The 21,904-nt window shown below is 69.0% G+C and carries 28 protein-coding genes; 21 read left to right on the top strand and 7 right to left on the bottom strand.

Going from position 1 to position 21,904, the window contains the following annotated elements:
- Nucleotides 1-85: 85 nt before the first annotated feature.
- Nucleotides 86-1,384 (bottom strand): M14 family metallopeptidase, encoded by a 1,299-nt coding sequence (locus JOD27_RS18140; RefSeq protein ID WP_204763419.1) that lies wholly within the window; start codon nt 1,382-1,384, stop codon nt 86-88.
- 133 nt (nt 1,385-1,517) lie between these two features.
- Here JOD27_RS18140 and hisD point away from each other — a divergent pair, with 133 nt between their 5' ends.
- The 4 genes from hisD to JOD27_RS18120 are packed head-to-tail and all read left to right on the top strand — an operon-like array spanning nt 1,518 to nt 4,688.
- The gene (gene hisD / locus JOD27_RS18135) at nt 1,518-2,834 is read left to right on the top strand and encodes a histidinol dehydrogenase (RefSeq protein ID WP_204763418.1); all 1,317 of its coding nucleotides are present in this window, start codon (nt 1,518-1,520) and stop codon (nt 2,832-2,834) included.
- Nucleotides 2,831-3,937 (top strand): histidinol-phosphate transaminase, encoded by a 1,107-nt coding sequence (locus tag JOD27_RS18130; RefSeq protein ID WP_204763417.1) that lies wholly within the window; start codon nt 2,831-2,833, stop codon nt 3,935-3,937. The genes hisD and JOD27_RS18130 overlap by 4 nt, the downstream gene beginning before the upstream one ends.
- On the top strand, nt 3,934-4,533 hold the full coding sequence (gene hisB, locus JOD27_RS18125) for an imidazoleglycerol-phosphate dehydratase HisB (RefSeq protein WP_112273084.1): 600 nt from the start codon (nt 3,934-3,936) through the stop codon (nt 4,531-4,533). Before JOD27_RS18130 ends, hisB begins: the two co-directional genes overlap by 4 nt.
- Nucleotides 4,533-4,688, top strand: coding sequence for a CG2302 family histidine operon protein (locus JOD27_RS18120; RefSeq protein ID WP_204763416.1), 156 nt, complete (start codon nt 4,533-4,535; stop codon nt 4,686-4,688). Before hisB ends, JOD27_RS18120 begins: the two co-directional genes overlap by 1 nt.
- Here JOD27_RS18120 and JOD27_RS18115 read toward each other — a convergent pair.
- Nucleotides 4,630-5,277, bottom strand: a complete 648-nt coding sequence (locus JOD27_RS18115) for a class I SAM-dependent methyltransferase (RefSeq protein ID WP_204763415.1) — start codon at nt 5,275-5,277, stop codon at nt 4,630-4,632. The genes JOD27_RS18120 and JOD27_RS18115 overlap by 59 nt on opposite strands.
- Nucleotides 5,274-5,798 carry an RNA 2'-phosphotransferase gene (locus JOD27_RS18110; protein WP_204763414.1) on the bottom strand — a complete coding sequence of 175 codons (525 nt, stop codon included), beginning with the start codon at nt 5,796-5,798 and terminating at the stop codon, nt 5,274-5,276. The genes JOD27_RS18115 and JOD27_RS18110 overlap by 4 nt, the downstream gene beginning before the upstream one ends.
- Nucleotides 5,799-5,850: 52 nt before the next feature.
- Between JOD27_RS18110 and JOD27_RS18105 the strand changes: the two genes are divergently transcribed.
- Together JOD27_RS18105 and JOD27_RS18100 are read left to right on the top strand one after the other, a co-directional pair.
- Nucleotides 5,851-6,783 (top strand): hypothetical protein, encoded by a 933-nt coding sequence (locus tag JOD27_RS18105; RefSeq protein ID WP_204763413.1) that lies wholly within the window; start codon nt 5,851-5,853, stop codon nt 6,781-6,783.
- On the top strand, nt 6,776-7,606 hold the full coding sequence (locus tag JOD27_RS18100) for an alpha/beta fold hydrolase (RefSeq protein WP_204763412.1): 831 nt from the start codon (nt 6,776-6,778) through the stop codon (nt 7,604-7,606). The genes JOD27_RS18105 and JOD27_RS18100 overlap by 8 nt, the downstream gene beginning before the upstream one ends.
- Here the strand turns inward: JOD27_RS18100 and soxR are convergent.
- Nucleotides 7,603-8,049 (bottom strand): redox-sensitive transcriptional activator SoxR, encoded by a 447-nt coding sequence (gene soxR, locus JOD27_RS18095; RefSeq protein ID WP_204763978.1) that lies wholly within the window; start codon nt 8,047-8,049, stop codon nt 7,603-7,605. The two genes, JOD27_RS18100 and soxR, sit on opposite strands and share 4 nt — an antisense overlap.
- A 73-nt stretch (nt 8,050-8,122) precedes the next feature.
- On the opposite strand from soxR, the gene JOD27_RS18090 reads away from it, so the two are divergent.
- The 6 genes from JOD27_RS18090 to priA all read left to right on the top strand — a co-directional run bounded on the left by JOD27_RS18090 (nt 8,123) and on the right by priA (nt 12,669).
- Nucleotides 8,123-8,785 carry a thiamine pyrophosphate-binding protein gene (locus JOD27_RS18090; protein WP_239567635.1) on the top strand — a complete coding sequence of 221 codons (663 nt, stop codon included), beginning with the start codon at nt 8,123-8,125 and terminating at the stop codon, nt 8,783-8,785.
- A complete protein-coding gene (locus JOD27_RS18085; protein WP_204763411.1) occupies nt 8,785-9,678 on the top strand; it encodes a transketolase family protein in 894 nt (297 codons plus the stop codon). Before JOD27_RS18090 ends, JOD27_RS18085 begins: the two co-directional genes overlap by 1 nt.
- 163 nt (nt 9,679-9,841) lie before the next feature.
- Nucleotides 9,842-10,654, top strand: a complete 813-nt coding sequence (locus JOD27_RS18080; protein WP_204763410.1) for a hypothetical protein — start codon at nt 9,842-9,844, stop codon at nt 10,652-10,654.
- Between the two features lie 10 nt (nt 10,655-10,664).
- Nucleotides 10,665-11,297, top strand: a complete 633-nt coding sequence (gene hisH / locus JOD27_RS18075; RefSeq protein WP_204763409.1) for an imidazole glycerol phosphate synthase subunit HisH — start codon at nt 10,665-10,667, stop codon at nt 11,295-11,297.
- A gap of 386 nt (nt 11,298-11,683) precedes the next feature.
- Nucleotides 11,684-11,941, top strand: coding sequence for a hypothetical protein (locus JOD27_RS18070; RefSeq protein ID WP_204763408.1), 258 nt, complete (start codon nt 11,684-11,686; stop codon nt 11,939-11,941).
- Entirely contained in the window at nt 11,938-12,669 is a 732-nt protein-coding gene (priA, locus tag JOD27_RS18065) for a bifunctional 1-(5-phosphoribosyl)-5-((5-phosphoribosylamino)methylideneamino)imidazole-4-carboxamide isomerase/phosphoribosylanthranilate isomerase PriA (RefSeq protein ID WP_204763407.1), read from the top strand. Before JOD27_RS18070 ends, priA begins: the two co-directional genes overlap by 4 nt.
- Here the strand turns inward: priA and JOD27_RS18060 are convergent.
- Both JOD27_RS18060 and JOD27_RS18055 read right to left on the bottom strand, forming a co-directional pair.
- On the bottom strand, nt 12,635-13,336 hold the full coding sequence (locus JOD27_RS18060; protein WP_307830190.1) for a Clp protease N-terminal domain-containing protein: 702 nt from the start codon (nt 13,334-13,336) through the stop codon (nt 12,635-12,637). The two genes, priA and JOD27_RS18060, sit on opposite strands and share 35 nt — an antisense overlap.
- A 38-nt stretch (nt 13,337-13,374) precedes the next feature.
- On the bottom strand, nt 13,375-13,758 hold the full coding sequence (locus JOD27_RS18055) for a PPOX class F420-dependent oxidoreductase (RefSeq protein WP_204763406.1): 384 nt from the start codon (nt 13,756-13,758) through the stop codon (nt 13,375-13,377).
- Between the two features lie 46 nt (nt 13,759-13,804).
- Between JOD27_RS18055 and hisF the strand changes: the two genes are divergently transcribed.
- Genes hisF through hisI form a run of 3 tightly spaced genes read left to right on the top strand, consistent with a single transcriptional unit; the run spans nt 13,805 to nt 15,266 of the window.
- A complete protein-coding gene (hisF, locus tag JOD27_RS18050; RefSeq protein WP_204763405.1) occupies nt 13,805-14,563 on the top strand; it encodes an imidazole glycerol phosphate synthase subunit HisF in 759 nt (252 codons plus the stop codon).
- Complete coding sequence (locus JOD27_RS18045) at nt 14,560-14,919, top strand: hypothetical protein (RefSeq protein WP_204763404.1); 360 nt, start codon at nt 14,560-14,562, stop codon at nt 14,917-14,919. Before hisF ends, JOD27_RS18045 begins: the two co-directional genes overlap by 4 nt.
- Nucleotides 14,916-15,266, top strand: a complete 351-nt coding sequence (gene hisI / locus JOD27_RS18040) for a phosphoribosyl-AMP cyclohydrolase (protein WP_204763403.1) — start codon at nt 14,916-14,918, stop codon at nt 15,264-15,266. The genes JOD27_RS18045 and hisI overlap by 4 nt, the downstream gene beginning before the upstream one ends.
- 172 nt (nt 15,267-15,438) lie before the next feature.
- Here hisI and JOD27_RS18035 read toward each other — a convergent pair whose 3' ends face one another.
- On the bottom strand, nt 15,439-16,050 hold the full coding sequence (locus JOD27_RS18035) for a TetR/AcrR family transcriptional regulator (RefSeq protein ID WP_204763402.1): 612 nt from the start codon (nt 16,048-16,050) through the stop codon (nt 15,439-15,441).
- Nucleotides 16,051-16,088: 38 nt separating this feature from the next.
- Here JOD27_RS18035 and JOD27_RS18030 point away from each other — a divergent pair, with 38 nt between their 5' ends.
- The 6 genes from JOD27_RS18030 to JOD27_RS18005 all read left to right on the top strand — a co-directional run bounded on the left by JOD27_RS18030 (nt 16,089) and on the right by JOD27_RS18005 (nt 21,786).
- Complete coding sequence (locus JOD27_RS18030) at nt 16,089-17,627, top strand: anthranilate synthase component I (protein ID WP_204763401.1); 1,539 nt, start codon at nt 16,089-16,091, stop codon at nt 17,625-17,627.
- Complete coding sequence (locus JOD27_RS18025; RefSeq protein ID WP_239567633.1) at nt 17,617-18,018, top strand: Trp biosynthesis-associated membrane protein; 402 nt, start codon at nt 17,617-17,619, stop codon at nt 18,016-18,018. The genes JOD27_RS18030 and JOD27_RS18025 overlap by 11 nt, the downstream gene beginning before the upstream one ends.
- 131 nt (nt 18,019-18,149) lie before the next feature.
- Nucleotides 18,150-18,959 carry an indole-3-glycerol phosphate synthase TrpC gene (gene trpC, locus JOD27_RS18020; RefSeq protein WP_204763400.1) on the top strand — a complete coding sequence of 270 codons (810 nt, stop codon included), beginning with the start codon at nt 18,150-18,152 and terminating at the stop codon, nt 18,957-18,959.
- A 21-nt stretch (nt 18,960-18,980) separates the two neighbouring features.
- Nucleotides 18,981-20,201: a tryptophan synthase subunit beta gene (gene trpB / locus JOD27_RS18015; protein ID WP_204763399.1), complete on the top strand. Its 1,221-nt coding sequence runs from the start codon at nt 18,981-18,983 to the stop codon at nt 20,199-20,201.
- On the top strand, nt 20,201-20,992 hold the full coding sequence (trpA, locus tag JOD27_RS18010) for a tryptophan synthase subunit alpha (RefSeq protein ID WP_204763398.1): 792 nt from the start codon (nt 20,201-20,203) through the stop codon (nt 20,990-20,992). The genes trpB and trpA overlap by 1 nt, the downstream gene beginning before the upstream one ends.
- Before the next feature lie 233 nt (nt 20,993-21,225).
- Nucleotides 21,226-21,786, top strand: a complete 561-nt coding sequence (locus JOD27_RS18005) for a Uma2 family endonuclease (protein ID WP_204763397.1) — start codon at nt 21,226-21,228, stop codon at nt 21,784-21,786.
- Nucleotides 21,787-21,904 lie beyond the last annotated feature (118 nt).

Below are 21,904 nucleotides of genomic sequence, written 5' to 3'. Positions count from 1 at the left end.
TGCTGACCCCAGGCCTGGACGAGGTGGTGCGGGTTTCCACACCACCTCGCCACTCCGGTGGAGATCGATCAGGCGCAGGACAGGATCAGCAGGTCTGTCCGATGACCCGCTTCACGCAGTCCGAGTACTTCAGGAACAGGTCGGTCGCCTGGTCGTTGCGGGAGGTCTGCGCGGCGATCACGTTGTCGCGTGGGTAGAAGCCGTTCAGCCCACCGCTGCTCGGGTACATCTCGAAGGTGTAGGACCAGATCTTGTACTGGCCCCACATCCAGTCGTCGATGGTGCCGTCGGTGATGTAGAGGTCGCTCGACTGCTCCGGCGTGTAGCCGTTGGTGGCGGCCATCTGCTGGCCGAGGGTGCGGAAAGCCCGCTCCTCGTTCGCGTCCAGGCCGGGCGCGGTGTTGTTCTGGGTCCAGCCGAACGGCCACAGCACCAGCTCGGAGAACGTGTGGAAGTCGAGGTTCGTCTTGATCTGCTGCACGCCGCCGACCACGCGGGAGTTCACGAAGTCGCGGATGCGGGCGGTCTCCGGTGCCGAGAAGGCCGCCGTGCCCCGGTAGGTGTCGGACGACGTGCTGCCGCTCGAGCCGCCGCAGCAGCCCCACTTGTAGCCCCAGTTGCGGTTGAGGTCGGTGCCGCTGCCCTGGCGGTTCTTGCGCCAGCCGCGGAACGAGCCGGTCGCGATGTCGTACTCGGAGCCGTCCGGGTTGACGCTGGGGATGACCCAGATCTCGCGGGAGTCGACGAGCGCCTTGATGGAGGCGTTCGACGAGTAGCTGCTCGTGAGGCGCTGGATGAAGTGCAGGCACATCTCGACGGTCAGGTGCTCACGCGCGTGCTGGTTGCACGTGACGATCACCTCGGGCTTGGCCTGGTCGACCGCCGGGTTGTTGCTGATCTTCAGCATCCACAGGTCGCGGCCCTCGTACGACTTGCCGATGCTGGACAGCTTCGCGAGGTTCGGGTAGCTGGCGACCGTCTTGTCGAGCTCGGCCTTCATCTCCGCGAAGTTGTGGTAGCCGGTGTAGCCGGACGGGAAGTCCTGGGTGCCGACCTGGCCGGGTACAGGGTCCTTGAAGTCGACCTTGCCGAGCTTCGCGAACTCGGCCTCGGCGTCACCGATGTACTTCATCGGCAGGCCGGTCCGCCGCAGTGCGCGGGCCTCCCCGGCGCTGGCGATGACGGTCACCGGACCGTTCGTGGTCTCGCTGATCAGGTCGGTGCCCGTGTAGACGACCTGCCTGAGCTGCTCGACGTTCTTCACGGTGATCTCGTAGACCGTGCGGCCGGAGCCCGCGGCCTGGGTGGGCGCGCTCGTGCCCACCAGCAGCGGCAGGCTGAGACCGAGCACAGCGGCGATGAGGCCGCGGCGCTTGTTGAACATGGATCCTCCATCATCAGCAGGGGTTTTCGACGGAGTGGTGCGCAACCGAGCGTGGCTCTGGTGTCACTCGCTGAGGTAGCGCCGTTAGCGGGCTGACCGTTGACAGAATTCTGCAGGAACTACCCTGTAGGGCATGCTCAACCGCACCGACCTGCGAGGTCGCACCACGACTCCCGCTCAGCTGCGCGTCGCACTGCCGCGCGCCGAGATGGACGTGGACGCGGCGCTGCATCAGGTGCGTCCCATCGTGGACGCGGTCGCGGCTCGTGGCGTCGAGGCCGTTCTCGAGTACACGGAGAAGTTCGACGGCGTTCGTCCCGCTTCTGTCCGAGTGCCCGCTTCGGAGATCTCGTCTGCTTTGTCGTCGTTGGACCCGGCCGTGCGCGAGGCGCTGGAAGAGGTGATCGCGCGGACCCGCCGCGTGCACGCCGACCAGCGCCGCACCGACACGACGACGCAGGTCGTGCCCGGCGGCACGGTCACGGAGAAGTGGGTGCCGGTCGCGCGCGTCGGTCTCTACGCGCCGGGCGGTCTCGCCATGTACCCGTCGACCGTGGTCATGAACGTCGTGCCCGCGCAGATCGCCGGTGTCGAGTCGCTGGTGGTGTGCTCGCCGCCGCAGGCCGAGTTCGGTGGCCTGCCGCACCCGGCGATCCTGGCCGCCGCCGCGCTGCTCGGCGTCGACGAGGTGTGGGCCGTGGGCGGCGCGCAGGCGCAGGCGCTGATGGCGTACGGCGGCGTGGACACCGATGGCGGTGAGCTGGCTCCGGTCGACGTCGTCACCGGTCCCGGCAACATCTACGTGGCGGCGGCGAAGCGGTTGCTGCGCGGGCTGATCGGCATCGACGCGGAGGCCGGTCCGACGGAGATCGCGATCCTCGCCGACTCGACCGCGGACCCGGTGCACGTGGCCGCGGACATGATCAGCCAGGCCGAGCACGACCCGCTCGCGGCCTCGGTGCTGGTGACCGACTCCGTGGAACTCGCTGACGCCGTGGACGTCGAGCTGGAGCGCCAGATCCATGCCACGAAGCACGTGGAGCGGATCCGCACGGCGCTGAGCGGTGAGCAGTCGGGCACCGTGCTGGTGTCCTCTGTGGACGAAGGTGTCCGGGTGGTGAACGCCTACGCCGCCGAGCACCTGGAGATCCAGACGCGCGACTCGCGTGAGGTGGCGGCGCGGATCCGGTCCGCCGGTGCGATCTTCGTGGGCGCGTACTCGCCGGTGTCGCTCGGCGACTACTGCGCGGGCTCGAACCACGTGCTGCCCACGGGTGGCTGCGCGCGGCACTCGTCCGGACTGTCCGTGCAGACGTTCCTGCGCGGCATCCACGTGATCGACTACTCGGAGGAAGCACTGCGCGACGTCGCGGACAAGGTCGTCGTGCTGGCCAACGCAGAAGACCTGCCCGCGCACGGGCAGGCCGTCACAGCGAGGTTCTCACGATGAAGCCAGTTGTCGGCGCGCGGGTGGAGCTGTCGGACCTGCCCCTGCGCGAGGATCTGCGCGGCCGCACGCCCTACGGTGCGCCGCAGCTCGACGTGCCGTACCGCCTGAACACCAACGAGAACCCGTACGCGCCGACCGATGCGCTCGCCGCTGACGTCGTCGCGGCGGTGGCGGAGATCGCGGGTGAGCTGCACCGGTACCCGGACCGCGACGCGGTGGCGTTGCGCGAGGACCTGGCCGCGTACCTGGCCGAGTCGACGTCGGTGCCGCTGACGTCGGAGAACGTCTGGGCCGCCAACGGGTCGAACGAGGTCCTTCAGCAGATCATGCAGGCGTTCGGCGGTCCCGGCCGCACGGCGCTGGGCTTCGAGCCGTCGTACTCGATGCACCCGATCATCGCGGCGGGCACGCGCACGGAGTGGGTGCCGACGCCCCGGCGGGAGGACTTCTCGCTGGACGTGGAGAAGGCCGCCACGATCATCGCGGAGACGCGGCCGGACATCGTGTTCGTGACGTCGCCGAACAACCCGACTGGCCAGTCGATCCCGCTGGAGGACCTGAGGCTGCTGATCGCCTCGTCGCCGGGCATGGTCGTGGTGGACGAGGCGTACGCGGAGTTCTCGTCGCAGGAGAGCGCGATCAAGCTGCTCGACGAGTACGGCTCCCGGCTGATCGTCTCGCGCACGATGTCGAAGGCCTTCGCCTTCGCCGGCGGGCGGCTCGGATACCTCGCCGCCGCTCCCGCCGTGGTCGACGCGCTGCAGCTGGTGCGCCTGCCGTACCACCTGTCGTCGTTGACGCAGGCGGCCGCGCGGGCGTCGCTGCGGCACGCGCCCGAGACGCTGGGCTCGGTCGCGCTGCTGGCCGCCGAGCGCGACCGGGTCGTGGCCGCGTTGACGGACATGGGTTTCCAGGTCGTCCCGTCGGACGCGAACTTCGTGCTGTTCGGCTGGTTCGAGAACGCGCGCGAGACCTGGAAGTCCTATTTGGACCACGGCGTGCTCATCAGGGACGTCGGAATCGCGGGTCACCTGCGGGTGACCATCGGAACGCCCGAGGAGAACGACGCTTTCCTCGCGGCCAGCAAGGAGGTCAGCCGGTGAGTCGCGTGGGCAAGGTGGAACGCACCACCAAGGAGTCGTCGGTCTACGTGGAGATCGACCTGGACGGCACCGGTCAGGTCGAGATCAGCACCGGCGTGCCGTTCTACGACCACATGCTGACCGCGTTCGGCGTGCACGGCTGCTTCGACCTGATCGTCCGCGCCACCGGTGACGTCGAGATCGACGCCCACCACTCGGTCGAGGACATCGCGATCGTGCTGGGCCAGGCGTTGCGGGAAGCGTTGGGGGACAAGAAGGGCATCCGCCGCTTCGGCGACTGCTGGATCCCGATGGACGAGACCCTCGCGCACGCGGCGGTGGACGTCTCGGGCCGCCCGTACACCGTGCACCGCGGTGAGCCGGAGCAGTTCAACTCGTTCGTGATCGGCGGGAACTACCCGTTCGTGCTGAACCGGCACGTGTTCGAGTCGCTCGCCTTCCACGCGCAGATCGCGCTGCACGTGCGCGTGGAGTACGGCCGCGACCCGCACCACATCGCCGAGGCCGAGTACAAGGCGATCGCGCGCGCCCTGCGTGCGGCCGTGGAGCCGGACCCGCGCGTCGGCGGCATCCCGTCGACCAAGGGCGTGCTCTGATGCCGAAGGAGGTCGTCGTCATCGGCCTGCTGGCCCTCGCGGGCTTCCTGGCCGGTGGCGTCTACTCGACGTGGAAGACCGCCAAGTTCATGGCGATCATCCTGTCGGTGCTGCTCCTGCTCGCGGTGGGTGGCGCGGTTCTCTGGCTCGTGTGAGCACCCAGTGGAACGTGGCCGGGTCCGGCTCGTGCATGGTCACGAGGTCGTCGACGACGATCTCCATGTACCGCGCGAGCAGGGCCCGGTTCTCTTCCGGGGTGTTGCTGCCGAAGAACATCTCGACGCCGAGCCAGGTCTCGGTCACGTCCGGGGTGCCGGTGCCGAGCGAGGCCAGGAACAGGCCGCCGGGCTTGAGCCAGCGCGCGATCTTCGCGATGAGCTCGGGCTGCTCGGCGCGCGGGACGTGCAGGATCGAGTAGAACGCGGCGATGCCGTCGAACGTGCCGTCCGGGAAGTCGAGGGCGGTCATGTCGGCCTTCTCGAACCGCGCGCCGGGTACGTTGGCGCTCGCGAGGTCGAGTTGTCGCTGTGACAGGTCGATGCCGAGCACGTCGTGGCGTTCGGCGAGCGTCCGCGTGACGGGGATGCCCGCGCCACAGCCGAGTTCGAGGACCTTCGCGCCGGTGGCGAGGCGGCTGTCGAACTGCTCGAGGTAGTGCAGTCGCGGGTCGTCGGCGATCCGCGCCGACCACGTGAGGTAGGTCCGCGCGATCGCGTCGTAGCCGTGCTCGACGATCTCTTTCACGGCGTCGTCAGGTACCGGGCGGGAACGTGCGCGGTCAGCCAGACACCGTTGGCGCTGAGCCGGAACTCGTGACCGGCGGCGCTCATCGCCTTGGCGTCGACCGTTAGGATCACCGGTCGGCCGCGGCGCGCGCCGACCCGTCGCGCGGTCTCGCGGTCGGGGGAGAGGTGCACGTCGTGACGCGACATCGGGCGCAGACCATCGCGCATGATGTCGTCGAGGAACTGCGCGACCGTGCCGTGGAACAACGTGTCCGGCGGCGTCGCCGTCGGCAGCCCGAGGTCCACCTCGACGCTGTGCCCCTGGTTGGCCCGGATGCGGTCGCCGTCGATCGTGAAGCGCTGCTTGTCGTTGCGCGCCACGACCTCGCGCAGGTCGTCCTCGGTGACGCCGAGGGCGTTCAGAAGGTCCTCGACCGGCACCCAGCCGGACGGGTCGAGGGTGAGGCCCACGCGGTCGGGTTTGTGCCGCAGCGCCTTGGACATCCGCTTGGAAAGGCGGATCATTCTGTCTTCTTCCATGGCCTTCAGCAAAGCACAGCGCGTCCACCTCTTTTGCGGTTCGATGGGTCCTGTGTGGCCGGTACTGGGGTTGTTCTTCCTCGCGCCGTTCGTCGGTGAGTTCCTGCTGGGCAACGTCCCGATCACGGGCATGGGCCTCGGGCTGCTGCTCGCACCGCTCTACGGCGGCGGCGCCGTGCTGGTCCGCGAACTGGGCAGGCGCGCGGGCGGGTGGCCGTCGATGTTCCTGCTGGCAGCGGCCTACGCGCTGATCGAGGAGGGCCCGGTCGACCAGCTGATCTGGAACCACTCCTACGCGGGCCACGACTACCTGACCGGCCCTTCCTTCGTGCCGTTGCTGGGCACGAGCGTCGAGGCCGTGCAGTCGATCCTTGCGCTGCACACGATCTGGAGCATCTGCGTCCCGATCGCGCTGGTCGAGACGTTGTCCCGGCGGGGCCCGTGGCTGCGGACGCGCGGGCTGATCTTCTTCGGCCTGCTGTTCCTGGCCGGGTCGGCGTTCGTGTTCCTCGGCAACTACTCCGAGGAGCACTTCCTGGCGCGGTGGTGGCAGTTCGCGTACGCGGGCGCGGCCATCGTGCTGCTGATCGTGCTCGCGCTCCGGGTCCGGGTGGCAGGCGAGCTGCCCGGTGCCGCGCCGCCGCCGCTGGTGGTCGGCCTGGCGTCGCTGGTGGCGACCAGCGCGTACTGGGGTTCGGTCACGCTGATCGGCGCCGACTGGTTCGAGTGGGTGGGCGTGGCGATCTGGTGCGTGGTCGTGGCGCTCGGAATCGTGCTGGTGACGCGCTGGTCGCGGCGGGCGGGATGGGATCGGCGGCACCGGTTCGCGCTGGCCGCCGGTGCCGTGCTGACCTACGCGTGGTGCTCGTTCCCGGTGAAGCCCGAGCTGGGCGGCACCGAGGTGGGGGATGTCGTGTTCAGCGGCGTCGCGCTGGCGCTGCTGCTCTGGTGTGTGCTGAAACTTCGGGGGGAACGTGTTGCGTGAACGGATGGTGGCGGGAGAGCCGGAGATCTTCGTGGCCTGGCAGGAGGGATCGGACGATCGGACACTGCTCGCGATCCACGGCGGCCCCGACTGGGACCACAGCTACCTGCGCGACCCGCTGGAGCGCCTCGACTGCCGCCTGCTGATGCCGGACCTGCGCGGCTGCGGGCGGTCGGGCCGCGTGCCGGAGGAGGAGTACCACCCCGACGGCATGATGCGTGACCTGGTGCGTGTGCTGGACGAGTTCGGCGTCGAGCGCGCGGACGTGCTCGGCCACTCGTACGGCGGCATGGTCGCGCAGCGGTTCGCCCTGACCCACCCGTCCCGCGTGCGCAGCCTGATCGTGTCCGGCAGCAGCGTCCTGCCGGTGCCGCCGTACGCGTTCGCGGGCTGGACGGAGCGTGACGAGATCCTGGCCCGCCAGGAAGATCCGTGGCAGCGCCACGACCTGACGCCGGAGGAGTGCGTGCGAGCCGACGCGTTCGCGGCCGTCGCCGCCAACGTCCGGCGTCCCGAGGCGGTGCCCGGCTACCTGCGGCGGCTCGAGGAGGTCCGGTTCGGTGCCGAGTACGCCCGGCCGTTCCTGGCCGGAACCCTGGTCTCGCCGCGGCTGCCCGATGCGGCACAGCGGATCGCCGAGCTCGGTCTCCCGGTGCTCCTGCTGCACGGCGGGCAGGACATGACGTTCCCGGTCAGCCTGGTCGAGCCCACGCTGGCGCTGATCCCGCAGGCCCGCGCCGTCGTGCTGGAGGAGGCGGGACACATGCTGCACGTCGACGATCCCGACGGATACCTGGCCGCGCTGCGGGAGTTCCTGGGCTAGAGCGTGCCGCCCTCCAGCACCGGCTTGAGCTTCGGCGCGCCCGGTCCGTGCGAGGCCTGCTCGTCGTCGATGTTCTGCAACGCGCAGCTGCGCAACGACAGGCAGCCGCAGCCGATGCACCCGGTCAGCCGGTCGCGCAGCCGGAACAGGGCGTCGATGCGGGCGTCGAGCTCGGTCTTCCACGCACGGGAGAGTCGTTCCCAGTCGGACTTCGTGGGCGTGCGGTTGTCGGGGAGCTGGGCGAGGGCGTCGCGGACGTCCTCGAGGCTCAGGCCCACGCGTTGCGCGGTGCGGATGAAGGCCAGCCGGCGCAGCACCGAGCGCTGGTAGCGGCGCTGGTTTCCCGCGGTGCGGACGGAGGCGATGAGGCCCCTGTCCTCGTAGAAGCGCAGGGCGGTGTGGGGAACGCCGCTGCGTTCCGCGACCTGGCCGATGGTCAGCATTTCCGGCAACTTGCTCACTAGATCAGGATAGCCGCTTGACCTCCAGCATGGTCGAGGTTGAACAGTTGGTGGCATGCAACGGATACCAGAGCTCTTCGCGAGGATGACCGGGGACGAGAAGCACGAGTGGGCTGCAGCATCCACGATCGACGTGCTCTGGGTCCTCTACGACCGCGTCCTCGACGTCACGCCGGCCACCGTCGACGACCCGGACCGCGACCGGTTCCTGCTCTCCAAGGGGCACGGGCCGATGGCCTACTACGCGGTGCTGGCCGAGAAGGGGTTCATCAGTGAATCCACTTTGGACGATTGGACGTCGTGGGACAGCCCGCTCGGCCTGCACCCCGACCGCGCGCTCGTCAACGGCGTCGAGATCAGCAGCGGCTCGCTCGGTCACGGTCTGCCGATCGCGGTGGGCACGGCGCTCGGGCAGCGGATCGCGGGGAGCGCTGGACGGACGTTCGTGCTGGTCGGCGACGGTGAGCTGGACGAGGGCAGCAACCACGAGGCCATCGCCGTGGCGGCACGGCTGAACGTCGCGAACCTCACCGCGATCGTGATCGACAACCAGAACTCCATGTACGGCTGGCCGGGCGGCATCGCCGGCCGGTTCGCCGTCGAGGGCTGGCAGACGGCCGAGGTCGACGGCCGCGACCACGAGGCGATCTTCACCGCACTGACGGCGCCGCACGACCGCCCGTACGCGGTGGTCGCCAAGATCGAGAAGAGCTACTGATGACGACGATGCGCGAAGCCTTCATCAACACGGTCAACGAGGAGCTGGAGAACGACCCGCGGATCGCCGTGGTCACCGCGGTGATCTCCGCCAGCAACTTCCCGCAGGACCGCGAACGCGTAGTGGACGTCGGAATCCGTGAGCAGACCATGGTCGGCGTGGCGGGCGGTCTGGCGTTGGCCGGGCTGCGGCCGGTCGTGCACAGCTACGCGCCGTTTCTCGTTGAACGGCCGTACGAGCAGATCAAGCTCGACATCGGCCATCAGGACGTGGGCGCGGTGTTCGTGAGCATCGGCGCGTCCTATGACGACCCGGCGTGGGGGCGCACGCACCAGTCGCCGGGCGACGTCGCTTTGTTCGACACGTTGCCCGGCTGGACCGTGCACGTTCCTGGACACCCGGACGAGGTCACGCCTCTGCTCCGGCAGGCCCTCAAGGACGACAACCGGGTCTACGTCAGGCTTTCGCTGCACGAGAACGCGCAGGCGTATCCGGTGGGTGAGGGGTTCACCGCGCTGCGTCACGGAAAGCGTGGTGTGGTGCTGGCCGTCGGGCCGATGCTCGACCGTGTGCTGAAGGCGGTCGACTCGGAAAACGCCGATGTCACGGTGCTTTACGCGGCCACGGTCCGACCGTTCGACTCGGACGGACTGCGCAAGGCGGTGCAGGAGACGGATCACGCCGACGTCATGGTGGTGGAGCCGTACCTCGAGGGAACTTCAGCTCATCTGGTTTCCGAGGCACTGCAACAAATCCCGCACCGCGTTCGTTATGCGGGTGTCAAACGACACGCAGAACTCCGCAACTACGGCACGGCCGAGGATCACGACGCCGCGCACGATCTCGACGTGGTCGGGCTGGGGAGTGCTGTGCGGAGTTTCTTCAGGGGGTGAAGAAACATGTTCGCAGTCATGGGGGATGACTGGACCGGCGCGCCTTCCCGCGCCGTTTAGGTGACGTCGTGCCGTGACCGCCGGCTCGGCGGTCACGGCACGAACGTGAACTTCTGGCATGTCTGCCCTCCTGCCAGGCGACGGACCAGGAATGATGTTGCGCGTGAGAATGCTGATCTGGACCCCGTTGAACGCCGCCGAGCTGCAGCAGGCCATGCACGGCGGCAACGTGGGCCCCGCGGCGCTCGTCCCGGTGCAGTCCGGCACGGTGCTGTTGCCTCCGCCGGCCACCAAGCTCAGCGAGGCCGCCTACATGGCGAACCGGGTGCGCAAGATCGCGGGCGGGGCCGCGCTGGCCGTGTGGAACGACGCCGCCGCTCTCCTCTACCTCTTCACCACGACGATCGGTCGCGCCTCGATGTGGGGCTCGCGCGAGGCCGTCCTGGCGCTGTCGGCCGAGGCCAAGCAGTCGGGTCCGATCGGCAGGCTCCTCGACCGCTCGACCGCGGGCCTCGTCGACCTGCGGGAGAAGGAGAAGTGGCAGCTCGAGGCCATCGACAAGCTCACCGCGCTGTACCCGAAGGCGAGTCGCAAGGCACCGCTCGAACGCATCCGTGACTTCCACAACGCCGAACGTGCGATCCCGGACTTCTTCCGTGCGGCGGGCCTGCCGGAGGTCGCGCAGGTCGCGGAACTCACCGAACAGGGCCGCGCGGACGGCGTGCTGCAGCCGCTGGAGCCGCCACGCGCGCAGATGTGGCCGTTGGCGGCGTTCCTGCCGTTGATGGTGCTGACGGCGTTGGTCACCGTCCTGTTCAGAATCCCGCCGGCCGTCTACTACGGCGTCGGTGCCGTCCTTGTGGTGTCGCTGGCCGCCGTCCTGGTCGTGCTGAGGCGCCAGCTCGTGCGCACGAAGCCGATCAACACGGTGTTGCCGGTCATACCGGTGACGCAGGGTGCGGCTCCGACCGACTAATCTGGACGTTGTGGCACGTGTCGTCGTACTTGACTATGGCTCCGGCAACCTGCGCTCGGCGGAGCGCGCGCTCCAGCGGGTCGGCGCCCATGTCGAGGTGACGGCGGACCCGAAGGCCGCGCGCGACGCCGACGGCTTGGTCGTACCCGGCGTCGGCGCCTACGCCGCGTGCATGGAGGGCCTCAACTCGGTGCGCGGCGCCCGCATCATCGGCGAGCGCCTCGCCGGTGGCCGCCCGGTGCTCGGCATCTGCGTGGGCATGCAGATCCTGTTCGAGCGCGGCATCGAACACGGCGTGCTGACCGAGGGCTGCGGCGAGTGGCCGGGCACCGTCGAGCGGCTCGAAGCGCCGATCGTGCCGCACATGGGCTGGAACACGGTCCGCGCGCCGGAGGGCTCGCAGCTCTTCGCGGGCCTCGACAAGGACACCCGCTTCTACTTCGTGCACTCCTACGGCGTGCGCAAGTGGGAGCTGGAACCCGCCGACCACATCAAGCCGCCGCTCGTCACATGGGCCGACCACGCCGGTGACGAGTTCGTCGCCGCCGTGGAGAACGGGCCGTTGTGGGCGACCCAGTTCCACCCCGAGAAGTCCGGTGATGCCGGGGCGCACCTGCTGGAGAACTGGTTGAAGTCCCTGTGATCCGAGGGCCCGATCGACATCGGGGAGTTCCACGCGCTCTTCGGGGACGGGTCGATCCGCGCCAAGCTCGACTGGCAGGTGCTGCGAGCCGCTGACCCCGCTGTGCACCTCGGTGTCAGCCGGTCACGGAGCGTGCTGGGGAGCAGGACGAGCCGTTCCACCACGGCGCGCGCTTCGCCGACGTCGAGTTCTCGGCCAAGCAGATCAAGAAGACCTTCGGCACCAAGAAGGTCATGCTCGTCGAGGCGGGGCCCCAAGATCGACGACAGCTTCTCCGTGCCCGCCGACGTCGACTGGGTCGGCTTCGACGAGTACTGCCTCGGCTACGGCAAGGCCGAGGAGCGCATGAAGAAGCTCGAGGAGCGCGTGCCGGCAAGGGGCTCTTCGTGTTCCCGGAGGCGGCGCCGCAGTCGTGGTGCGCCGACAGGACCGACGCGGATCTTGAACGCACCCAGTACATGTACCTGTCGTTGGTGAAGCAGCATCCGCGGTTCGTGGGGATGATGGTCTTCGGGCCGTGGACCGGCGTCGGACCTGCCGCGACGGGCCCCGGCACCCCGGTTCCCTCGACGTTCCCCCGAGCGACCGACGCCCAGGAGCGCGTGGCAGCGCTCGTGCTGGGGGACGCTAGGCTGGGCGGGTGACGTTCACACTCCTCCCCGCTGTTGACGTGGCCGATGGCAAGGCCGTCAGGCTCGTGCAGGGCGAAGCCGGTACCGAGACGAACTACGGCGAACCGCTGGACGCGGCGTTGCAGTGGCAGCGCGACGGCGCGGAGTGGATCCATCTCGTCGACCTCGACGCGGCGTTCGGCCGCGGCTCGAACCGCGAGCTGCTGGCCCGCGTCGTCGGCGAGCTCGACGTCAAGGTGGAGCTGTCCGGCGGCATCCGCGACGACGCCTCGCTGGAGGCCGCGCTGGCCACCGGATGCGCCCGCGTGAGCCTGGGCACGGCCGCGCTGGAGAACCCGGAGTGGTGCGCGAAGGTCATCGCGGCGTACGGCGAGAAGATCGCCGTGGGTCTCGACGTCCGCATCACCGAGCAGGGCCACCGGGTCAAGGGCCGCGGCTGGACCTCGGACGGCGGCGACCTCTGGGAGGTCCTCGAGCGGCTCGACCGCGACGGCTGCGCGCGTTACGTCGTCACCGACGTGTCGAAGGACGGCACGCTGACGGGCCCGAACCTGGAGCTGCTGGCCGAGGTCTGCGCCCGCACCGACGCCCCGGTCATCGCGTCCGGTGGCGTGTCCACTGTGGACGACCTGGTGGCGCTGTCGAAGCTCGAGCGTGACGGCGTGGAAGGTTCGATCGTCGGCAAAGCCTTGTACGCCGGTGCTTTCACGCTCCCGGAAGCACTCGCTGCGGTCCGTTGACGACACTCTCGATGTGAGCGGCCGCGGCCGCGTGCGTGACTCCGGTGGAGTGCAGCACGCCGGCCGCGGTCCCTTCTTCTTCGAGCAACACGCCGAGCAGGATGTGCTCGGTGCCGATGAACATGTGACCCATCCGCAGCGCCTCGCGGACGGCCAGTTCGAGCGACTTCTTGCAGTGCGTCGTGTACGGCTGCTTCTCCGGGCGTTGCCTCGCCTCGGCGTCGAGCCGGTGGAGCACGGCGATGCGCGTGCTGCCCTCACCCGACTCCAGCTTCGCGATGGTCTTGGCGGCGAGCCCGCCCGACTCGTCGAGCAACCCCAGCAACAGGTGCTCGGTGCCGATGCGTTCGCTGAACCTCGCGTGGTGCCTCGCGAGCGCGACGACCCGCCGCGACCGCTGGGTGTAGCGCTCCATCGACGGCTTGGACAGCTCCGGTGACTCCTTGGGCACGAACCGCTTCTGCGCGGCCTGCTTCGTGACGCCGAGGCTCTCGCCGATCTCCGCCCAGCTGGCGCCGCCGCGCCGCGCCTCGTCGACGAAGTGACCGATGAGGTGGTCGCCGAGCTCGTTCAGCCGGCTGCTCATCTCCACGGCCTTCGCGAGGCGCAGGAGGGGGTCATCGGCTTCTTGAGCGACCGTGACGATGAGGTCGGTCAACTGGATCACGCGTCAACTCTAGGTTGACGCGGTTGTGCGGGTCAACCTCAGGTTGACGCCGGGGTGATCTCGATGCCGACGGTGCCCGTCCGGCCGCGGCGCAGCTTGCTGCCCGTCATCGTCAGCCAGCCCATGAAGCCGTATTTCTTCACGATCCGCGCACGGACGTCGTCGCTGGCGTTGTCGTCGAGCAGCCTCGCGCGGGCCTTCACCGACTCGCCCTTGGGGTTGCCGCGGAAGTCGCACGCGCCGATCTCCACGTCCCCGCTGCGCCGGATCCGCTTGACCTTGCCGGTCTCCTTGGCGCTCCAGGCGTAGATGATGTCGTCGCTCGGGCCGGGCGCGACCCAGACCGGCGTGGGCACCGGGGTGCCGTCCTTGCGGAACGTCGTCAGCAGCAGGTAGTCGCCGCGGCCCAGCTCGGTGATCATGGTGTCCCAGCGTAGTCCCAGAAGTGTCCCTTGTAGGCTTTCGCGCATGTCAGTGGCTGTTCGCGTCATCCCGTGCCTCGATGTCGACCGGGGCCGGGTGGTGAAGGGCGTCAACTTCACCAACCTCGTCGACGCGGGCGACCCTGTGGAGCTTGCCAGGGCGTACGACGCCGAGGGCGCGGACGAGCTGACGTTCCTCGACGTGACGGCGTCGAGCGGCGACCGCGAAACGACGTACGACGTGGTCCGGCGGACGGCCGAGCAGGTGTTCATCCCGCTCACGGTCGGTGGCGGCGTGCGCAGCCCCGATGACGTGAACAAGCTGCTGCGCGCGGGCGCGGACAAGGTCAGCCTCAACACCGCGGCGATCGTCCGGCCGGAGCTGCTGCGCGAGTGCTCGGAACGCTACGGCGCACAGTGCATCGTGCTGTCGGTCGACGCCAGGCGCGTGCCGGGCGGCACCGGCTTCGAGGTCACCACGCACGGCGGGCGCAACGGCACCGGCATCGACGCCGTGGCGTGGGCCGTGCAGGGGCAGGAGCTGGGCGTCGGCGAGATCCTGCTGAACTCGATGGACGCCGACGGCACCAAGGCGGGGTTCGACCTCGAACTGATCGAGCTGGTGCGGCGCGAGGTCGACGTGCCGCTGATCGCGAGCGGTGGCGCCGGCGCGGTCGACCACTTCCCGCCCGCCGTCGCCGCCGGTGCGGACGCGGTGCTGGCGGCCAGCGTGTTCCACTTCGGACAGCTGCGCATCGGTGAGGTCAAGGACGGCCTGCGCGCGGCCGGCGTCGTGGTGCGATGACACCGGTCGAGGTGCGGGTGGCCTCGACGGTCGCGTTCGGCGGGGCGCTGGTGTTCTTCGTGGTGGGCCTCGTGCTGTGGCGCTCGACGGGCGACGCGAACGTGCTGAAGCTGCCGTCGTTCGTCGCGCTGCTCGAACTGCCCGTGGCGGCGGCGTTGTTGTTGCGCCTGCGGTTCGCGCACTACCCGGCGATGGTGCTGTTCATCCTCGTCGCGCTGCTGCATCTGGTGATCGTGCTGGCCGACGGACCGGTGTGGGCCCGCGTCGCATCCGGCGTGCTGTCCGCTGTGCACATCTACGGAGTGGTCCTGCTCAACACCGGACCCGCTCGCGAACACCTGGGAGGACCCCGTTGAGCAGCCCGCTCGATCCGGCTTTGTCGGCCAAGCTCAAGCGCACCCCGGACGGCCTGGTGTGCGCGGTCGCCCAGCAGCGCGGCACCGGCGAGGTGCTCATGGTGGCGTGGATGGACGACGAGGCGTTGCACCGCACGCTGACCACACGCCGTGCCACCTACTACTCGCGCAGCCGTCAGCAGCTGTGGGTGAAGGGCGAGACGTCCGGCCACACCCAGTACGTCCACGAGGTCCGGCTCGACTGCGACGGCGACACGCTGCTGCTGGTCGTCGACCAGGTGGGCGCCGCGTGCCACACCGGTGACCGCACGTGCTTCGACGCCACGGTCCTGCTCGCGGACACCTAGTAGACCGTCGCCTCTAACCTTTGTTATGGGCCGGTCGTCCGCGTGTCGCGCGGCGTGTCGGCGATGTGATCGTGAGTCGGCGGTAGGTGGCGTGATCAGCAAACGTTTGCCTCGGCTCGCAACTACAACCAACTCAAGATCGCGGACCACACAACCAAGCCGCGACGCTCTCCTAGTCCAGGTCGCCGGTCAGGTAGCGCTGCATGTTCGGCGCGATCGCCTTGACCACGGTGTCGACGTCGACCGACGCCAGCGGTTCGAAGTGGACGACGTACCGGACGATGCCGAGTCCCACCATCTGGGTCGCGCACAGGGTCGCCCTCAGCTCCCGTTGTTCCGCCCCGATCTCCGTCAGCAGGTTCTTGAAGATCGCGTTGACGAAGAACGACTTCAGCGCGTTCGCCACTTCCTGCTGGCTCGTGACGCTGCGGATCAGCGCGGCGAACGTGCCGCCGCCGGTCGCGTCCCAGATGGTCACGAAGTTGCGGATGATGCGCTCGCCCGCCTGCTCGACCGGGCCGTCGACCAGGCGTTTGAGGATCTCGGCCGGGTCGAACGGGAGCTGCAGCACGGCCTGGGCGAACAGGCCCTCCTTGCCGCCGAACCAGTGGTTGACCATGGCGGCGTCGACGCCGGCCTTGGCGGCGATCGCGCGGACCGTCGCGCCGTCGTAGCCCTTCTCGACGAACACTTCCCGCGCCGCCGCGATCAGCGCTGCCCTGGTGTCCTCGCCCGCGGCGCGGCGGCCGCGCCGTTTCTGGTTGACTTGCTCCACACGGGTCATAGTTCAACAGATGTTGAATTTATGCAACAATTGTCGGCATGGTGAGCGTCATCGGGGCTGTGGCCGCCGTTGGTCTGGGGGCCGTGAGCCCAACGCGTGAGGAGTTCCGCGAGCTTGCGGTCAACCGCCGGGTCATCCCGGTGGTGCGCAGGCTGCTGGCGGACGCGGAGACCCCTGTCGGTCTGTACCGCAAGCTCGCGGCCGACCGGCCCGGCACGTTCCTCTTCGAGTCGGCCGAGAACGGCCGTTCGTGGTCGCGATGGTCGTTCATCGGCGTGCGGTCGTCCGCGGCGCTCACGGCGACCGGTGGCGAGGCGTACTGGACGGGCACGCGGCCTGTCGGCCTGCCCGACGGCGGCGACCCGCTGCAGGCACTGCGCGAGACCGTCGAGGTGCTGCGCACCGACCCGTTGCCGGGGCTGCCCCCGCTGACCGGCGGCATGGTCGGCTACATCGGCTACGACGCGGTGCGGCGGCTGGAGCGGCTGCCGGTCATCGCGGAGGACGACCTGAAGATCCCCGAGCTGGTCATGCTGCTCGCGACCGACATGGCCGCGCTCGACCACCACGAGGGCACCGTCACGCTCATCGCGAACGCGATCAACTGGGACGACTCGCCCGAGCGCGTCGACGAGGCGTACGACGATGCGGTGCGCCGCCTCGACGAGATGACGACGCAGCTGCACACGCCAGCGCCGCCGACCGCCGCCGTGTTCTCGCGGCCGAAGCCCGAGTTCCGGCGCCGTCGTTCGCAGGCCGAGCACTTCGCGGCCGTCGAGAAGGCCAAGGAGGCCATCCGCGCGGGCGAGGCGTTCCAGGTCGTGGTGTCGCAGCGGTTCGAGATCGAGACGGACGCCGACGCGCTCGACATCTACCGGGTGCTGCGCGCGACCAACCCGAGCCCGTACATGTACCTGCTGCGCCTCGAGGGCTTCGACATCGTGGGCTCCAGCCCCGAGTCGCTGGTCACGGTGCGTGACGGCAAGGCGACCACACACCCGATCGCGGGTACCCGCTGGCGCAGTGAGGACCCGGAGGAGGACGCCCTGCTGGAGAAGGACCTCCTCGCCGACCACAAGGAGCGCGCCGAGCACCTGATGCTCGTCGACCTCGGCCGCAACGACCTGGGCCGCGTCTGCAAGCCGGGTTCGGTGCACGTCGTCGACTTCTTCAAGGTCGAGCGGTACAGCCACGTCATGCACATCGTGTCGACCGTGACCGGTGAGCTGGCCGAGGGCAAGACGGCCTACGACGCCGTGGCGGCCTGCTTCCCGGCCGGCACGCTGTCCGGTGCGCCCAAGCCGCGTGCGATGGAGCTCATCGAGGAGCTGGAACCGACCCGTCGTGGCCTCTACGGCGGCGTTGTGGGCTATTTCGACTTCGCAGGGGACGCGGACACCGCCATCGCCATCCGCACCGCTCTCGTGCGCGGTGGGGTGGCGTACGTGCAGGCCGGTGGCGGCATCGTCGCGGACTCCGACCCGCTGGCGGAGGACAACGAGTGCCTGAACAAAGCGGGCGCGGTGCTGGCCGCGGTCGCCACCGCGCAGACGATGGCTCCTGCCGTTGACCGGTAACCGTCCACTGTGGATCGCCGCGCTCCTGCTGGTGGGCGGGGCGGGTGCCTTCTGGGGCGCGGGTTCCGTGCCGCTGGCTCTGCTGAGCCTCGCCTCTGTCGCCGCGGTGGTGGCGCTCAGCGGCCTGGCGCGCCGGGTCCTCGGTGGGTTGCTGGTCGTCGTCGGTGTCGCGGCGGCGTTCAACGGTCATTGGCTCGCGATCGCCGGTGGCGTGCTCGTGGCGGGCTCCGGCGTGCTTCAGGTAGCACTCGGGGCCCGGATGCCGAAGATCGGTGTGGGCGGGCAGAAGACCCGCACGCGGGATCCGGAGACGGACATGTGGCGCGCACTGGAGCGGGGGGATGATCCGACCGACGATAAGGCGCCCGGCGGGCCTTCATCGAACGAGTGAAGATCATTCATCTGCATTCGTGCATGTGACACGTGCACAACCACGGCTAGCTGCATCGACACCGAACCCCGGTGGCTGGGGCGTTACTCCGCCGGGGTTAGCATCCCCATAGCGGGAAGGGGAGCAAGACTGTGACGGTTCTCGAGTCGATCCTCGAAGGTGTGCGTGAGGATCTCGCCGCTCGCGAGGCTCAGTTGTCCTTCGACGTTGTCAAGGAGCGCGCGGCCAAGGCAGCCCCGCCGCTCGACGTGATGTCAGTGCTGCGCGGGCCGAACGTGGGTGTCATCGCCGAGGTCAAGCGCCGCAGCCCCTCGAAGGGCGCGCTGGCGGAGATCCCTGAGCCGGCCGAGCTCGCCTCCGCCTACGAGGCGGGTGGCGCGTCGGTCATCAGCGTGCTGACCGAACAGCGCCGGTTCGGCGGGTCGCTCGCCGACTTCGACGCCGTACGCAGGGCGGTGAAGATCCCGTTGCTGCGCAAGGACTTCATCGTCTCGCCGTACCAGGTGCACGAGGCGCGCATGCACGGCGCCGACCTGGTTCTGCTGATCGTGGCGGCACTGGAGCAGAACGCGCTGGTGTCGCTGCTCGACCGGGTCGAATCCCTCGGGATGACGGCGCTCGTCGAGGTGCACACCGCGGAAGAAGCCGACCGCGCCCTGGAGGCCGGTGCCGCGGTCATCGGCGTGAACGCGCGCAACCTCCACACGTTGGAGGTCGACAAAGACGTTTTCGGCAGGATCGCTCCCGGACTACCCTTCGAGACGATCAAGATCGCCGAGTCTGGTGTGACCGGGCCTGGCGACCTGATGGCGTACGCGGGGGCGGGCGCTGACGCGGTGCTCGTCGGCGAAAGCCTCGTGACCAGCGGCGACCCCAAGGCCGCCGTGAACAAGCTCGTGACAGCCGGCTCGCATCCCGCCTGTCCGCGCCCAAGTCGATAACAGCGCTAGAGGAGCTATCCGATGGGCCAGTTCTCGCCCACGCCGCACGATCCCGACGCACGTGGCCATTTCGGCCCGTGGGGTGGCCGGTTCGTCCCGGAGGCCCTGATCGCGGCGGTGGACGAGCTGGCCACCGAGTACGACAAGGCACGCGTCGACCCCGACTTCGTGAACGAGTTCCAGCGTCTGCTGAAGGACTTCGCGGGCCGCCCGTCGTTGCTGACGGAGGCGCCGAAGTTCGCGGAGCACGCCGGGACGCGCGTGTTCCTCAAGCGCGAGGACCTCAACCACACCGGTTCACACAAGATCAACAACGTGCTCGGCCAGGCGCTGCTCACCAAGCGCATGGGCAAGAAGCGCGTGATCGCCGAGACGGGAGCAGGCCAGCACGGCGTCGCGACGGCGACGGCCTGCGCGCTGCTGGGCCTCGACTGCGTCGTCTACATGGGCGAGGTCGACACCGAGCGGCAGGCGCTGAACGTCGCCCGCATGCGCCTGCTGGGCGCCGAGGTCATCCCGGTGAAGTCCGGCTCGCGGACGTTGAAGGACGCGATCAACGAGGCGTTGCGCGACTGGGTCACCAACGTCGACGACACGCACTACCTGCTCGGCACGGCCGCGGGCCCGCACCCGTTCCCGCTGCTGGTCCGCGACTTCCACCGGATCATCGGCATCGAGGCGCGCGGGCAGATCCTGGAGAAGGCGGGCCGCCTCCCCGACGCCGTCGTGGCGTGCGTCGGCGGCGGTTCCAACGCGATCGGCATCTTCCACGGCTTCATCGACGATCCCGACGTCCGCCTGGTCGGCGTCGAGCCCGGCGGTGCCGGGGTGGAGACCGGCAGTCACGGCGCGACGCTCACCGCGGGCACGCCGGGTTCGTTGCACGGCGCGATGTCGTACGTGATGCAGGACGAGGACGGCCAGATCACCGAGGCGCACTCGATCTCCGCGGGTCTCGACTACCCCGGCGTCGGCCCCGAGCACTCGCACCTGAAGGACATCGGTCGCGCCGAGTACTTCCCGGTCACCGACGCCGAGGCCATGGAGGCGTTCGCGCTCCTGTCGCGGACCGAGGGCATCATTCCGGCGATCGAGTCCTCCCACGCCCTCGCGGGCGCGCTGAAGCTCGGCCCGTCGCTCGGCCCGGACGGCCTGCTGGTCGTGAACCTCTCCGGCCGCGGCGACAAGGACATGGACACGGCCGTGAAGTACTTCGGCCTCGCTGATGGGGGACAGGCCTGATGTCGTTGGTGTCTGACGTTTTCGCCACGGCGCGCGCCGAATCACGTGCCGCCCTGGTCGGCTACCTGCCTGCCGGGTTCCCCACGGTTTCCGGTTCCAAGGCGTACCTGCGGTCGATGGTCGAGGCGGGCTGCGACCTGATCGAGGTCGGCCTGCCGTACTCCGACCCCGTGATGGACGGCCCGACCATCCAGGCCGCGGCCGAGCAGGCGTTGTCCGCCGGTTTCCGCGTGCGGGACGTGTTCGACGTGGTGTCGGCGGTGGCCGACGCCGGTGGGCGTGCGGTCGTGATGACGTACTGGAATCCGGTGCTGAAGTACGGTGTGGACGCGTTCGCACGTGACCTCGCGGCTGCCGGTGGCCTGGGGCTCATCACGCCGGACCTGGTGCCGGACGAGGCCGACGACTGGATGGCGGCTTCCGAGTCGCACGGGCTGGACCGGGTCTTCCTGGTGGCGCCGTCGTCGACGTCGGAGCGCATCGCGATGACCGCGCGCGCCTCTTCCGGGTTCCTGTACGCGACCGCGGTCATGGGTGTTACCGGTGCCCGGGACGTGGTGTCGTCTTCGGCGCCTGAGCTCGTTGCCAGGGTTCGGGAGCACACCTCGATTCCGGTCGGGGTCGGGCTCGGGGTGCGGTCAGGGGCGCAGGCCGCGGAGATCGCCGGGTTCGCGGACGGTGTGATCGTGGGGTCGGCGTTCGTGTCCGCTGTGGCCGAAGGGGATTCGGCTGTGCGGGCGTTGGCTGCTGACCTGGCTCAGGGTGTGCGGTCGGCTGCGGCTGCTGTTTGAGATTTTCTTCGTGGAACCGCTCGGTCGTTTTTGGGCCGGGCGGTTTTGTCTTGGAGGCCCTCCAATGGGATTACGCAGCCTCGAACACCTGATCGAGTGAAGTTGTGTCTATTGGGTTCAAAAATCGGGTTTGATGTCGGTCTGACCTGCGATCGTGGCGCCATGCACAAGCCGGCTGTCCGCCCGGCGTGCCACACTGGTACTGGCCGGGCGGCTTTCGGAGGTGATGCCCTGTGGCGGCTCCAGCTGAAGCGGCACCAGCCGCTTACCTGCTGCCGAGGCACGCGGGCCCGTGGACGCTCGACGACGTCCTGTCCTTGCCGGAGGACAACAGTCAACGCGTCGAACTCGTCGACGGGATGCTGCTCGTGAGTCCGCTGGGGTCCTACGCCCATCAGCAGTTGGTGGGACGGGCGTTCAAGGCCATGGCGATCGCCTGCCCGGATGAGCTCGAAGCAACGGTCGAACTGAACGTCCTACTGGCCAGCGGCCGTCTCCTGATCCCGGACTTCACGGTCGTCAGGCCGCGAGAAGCGGGCGTCATGTTTCCGGTCTCGAACGTGGTCCTCGTCGGCGAGGTGCTCTCGAAGGCCACGCGGCGGAACGACATGGGCCTGAAGCGCGAGCTGTACGCCGAGGCAGGCGTGAAGTACTACCTGATGGTCGATCCCGAACCGGAGGTCACCGAGGCGACCTTGCTCGAACTTCAGGACAAGGAGTACGTCGAGATCGCGCGGAGCGTGGACGGCGTCCTGGAGATCGAGCAGCCCTTCCCGGTCACCATCAAGTTCTAGCCGCAATGCCGTGTAGTTAGCGACGTGGGCTGGCTGTCAAGGCCGGCTGAAACAGGCAACGGAGTTCCTGCTAGAACAGCGTCGACCAAGATCGTTGCTCTGCAGAGAACTCCGTTGC

This window comes from Lentzea nigeriaca (assembly GCF_016907955.1).
Taxonomy (GTDB): domain Bacteria; phylum Actinomycetota; class Actinomycetes; order Mycobacteriales; family Pseudonocardiaceae; genus Lentzea; species Lentzea nigeriaca.
Note: the sequence above shows the minus strand (reverse complement) of the source record. Positions and strands in the feature narration are given on the sequence as shown.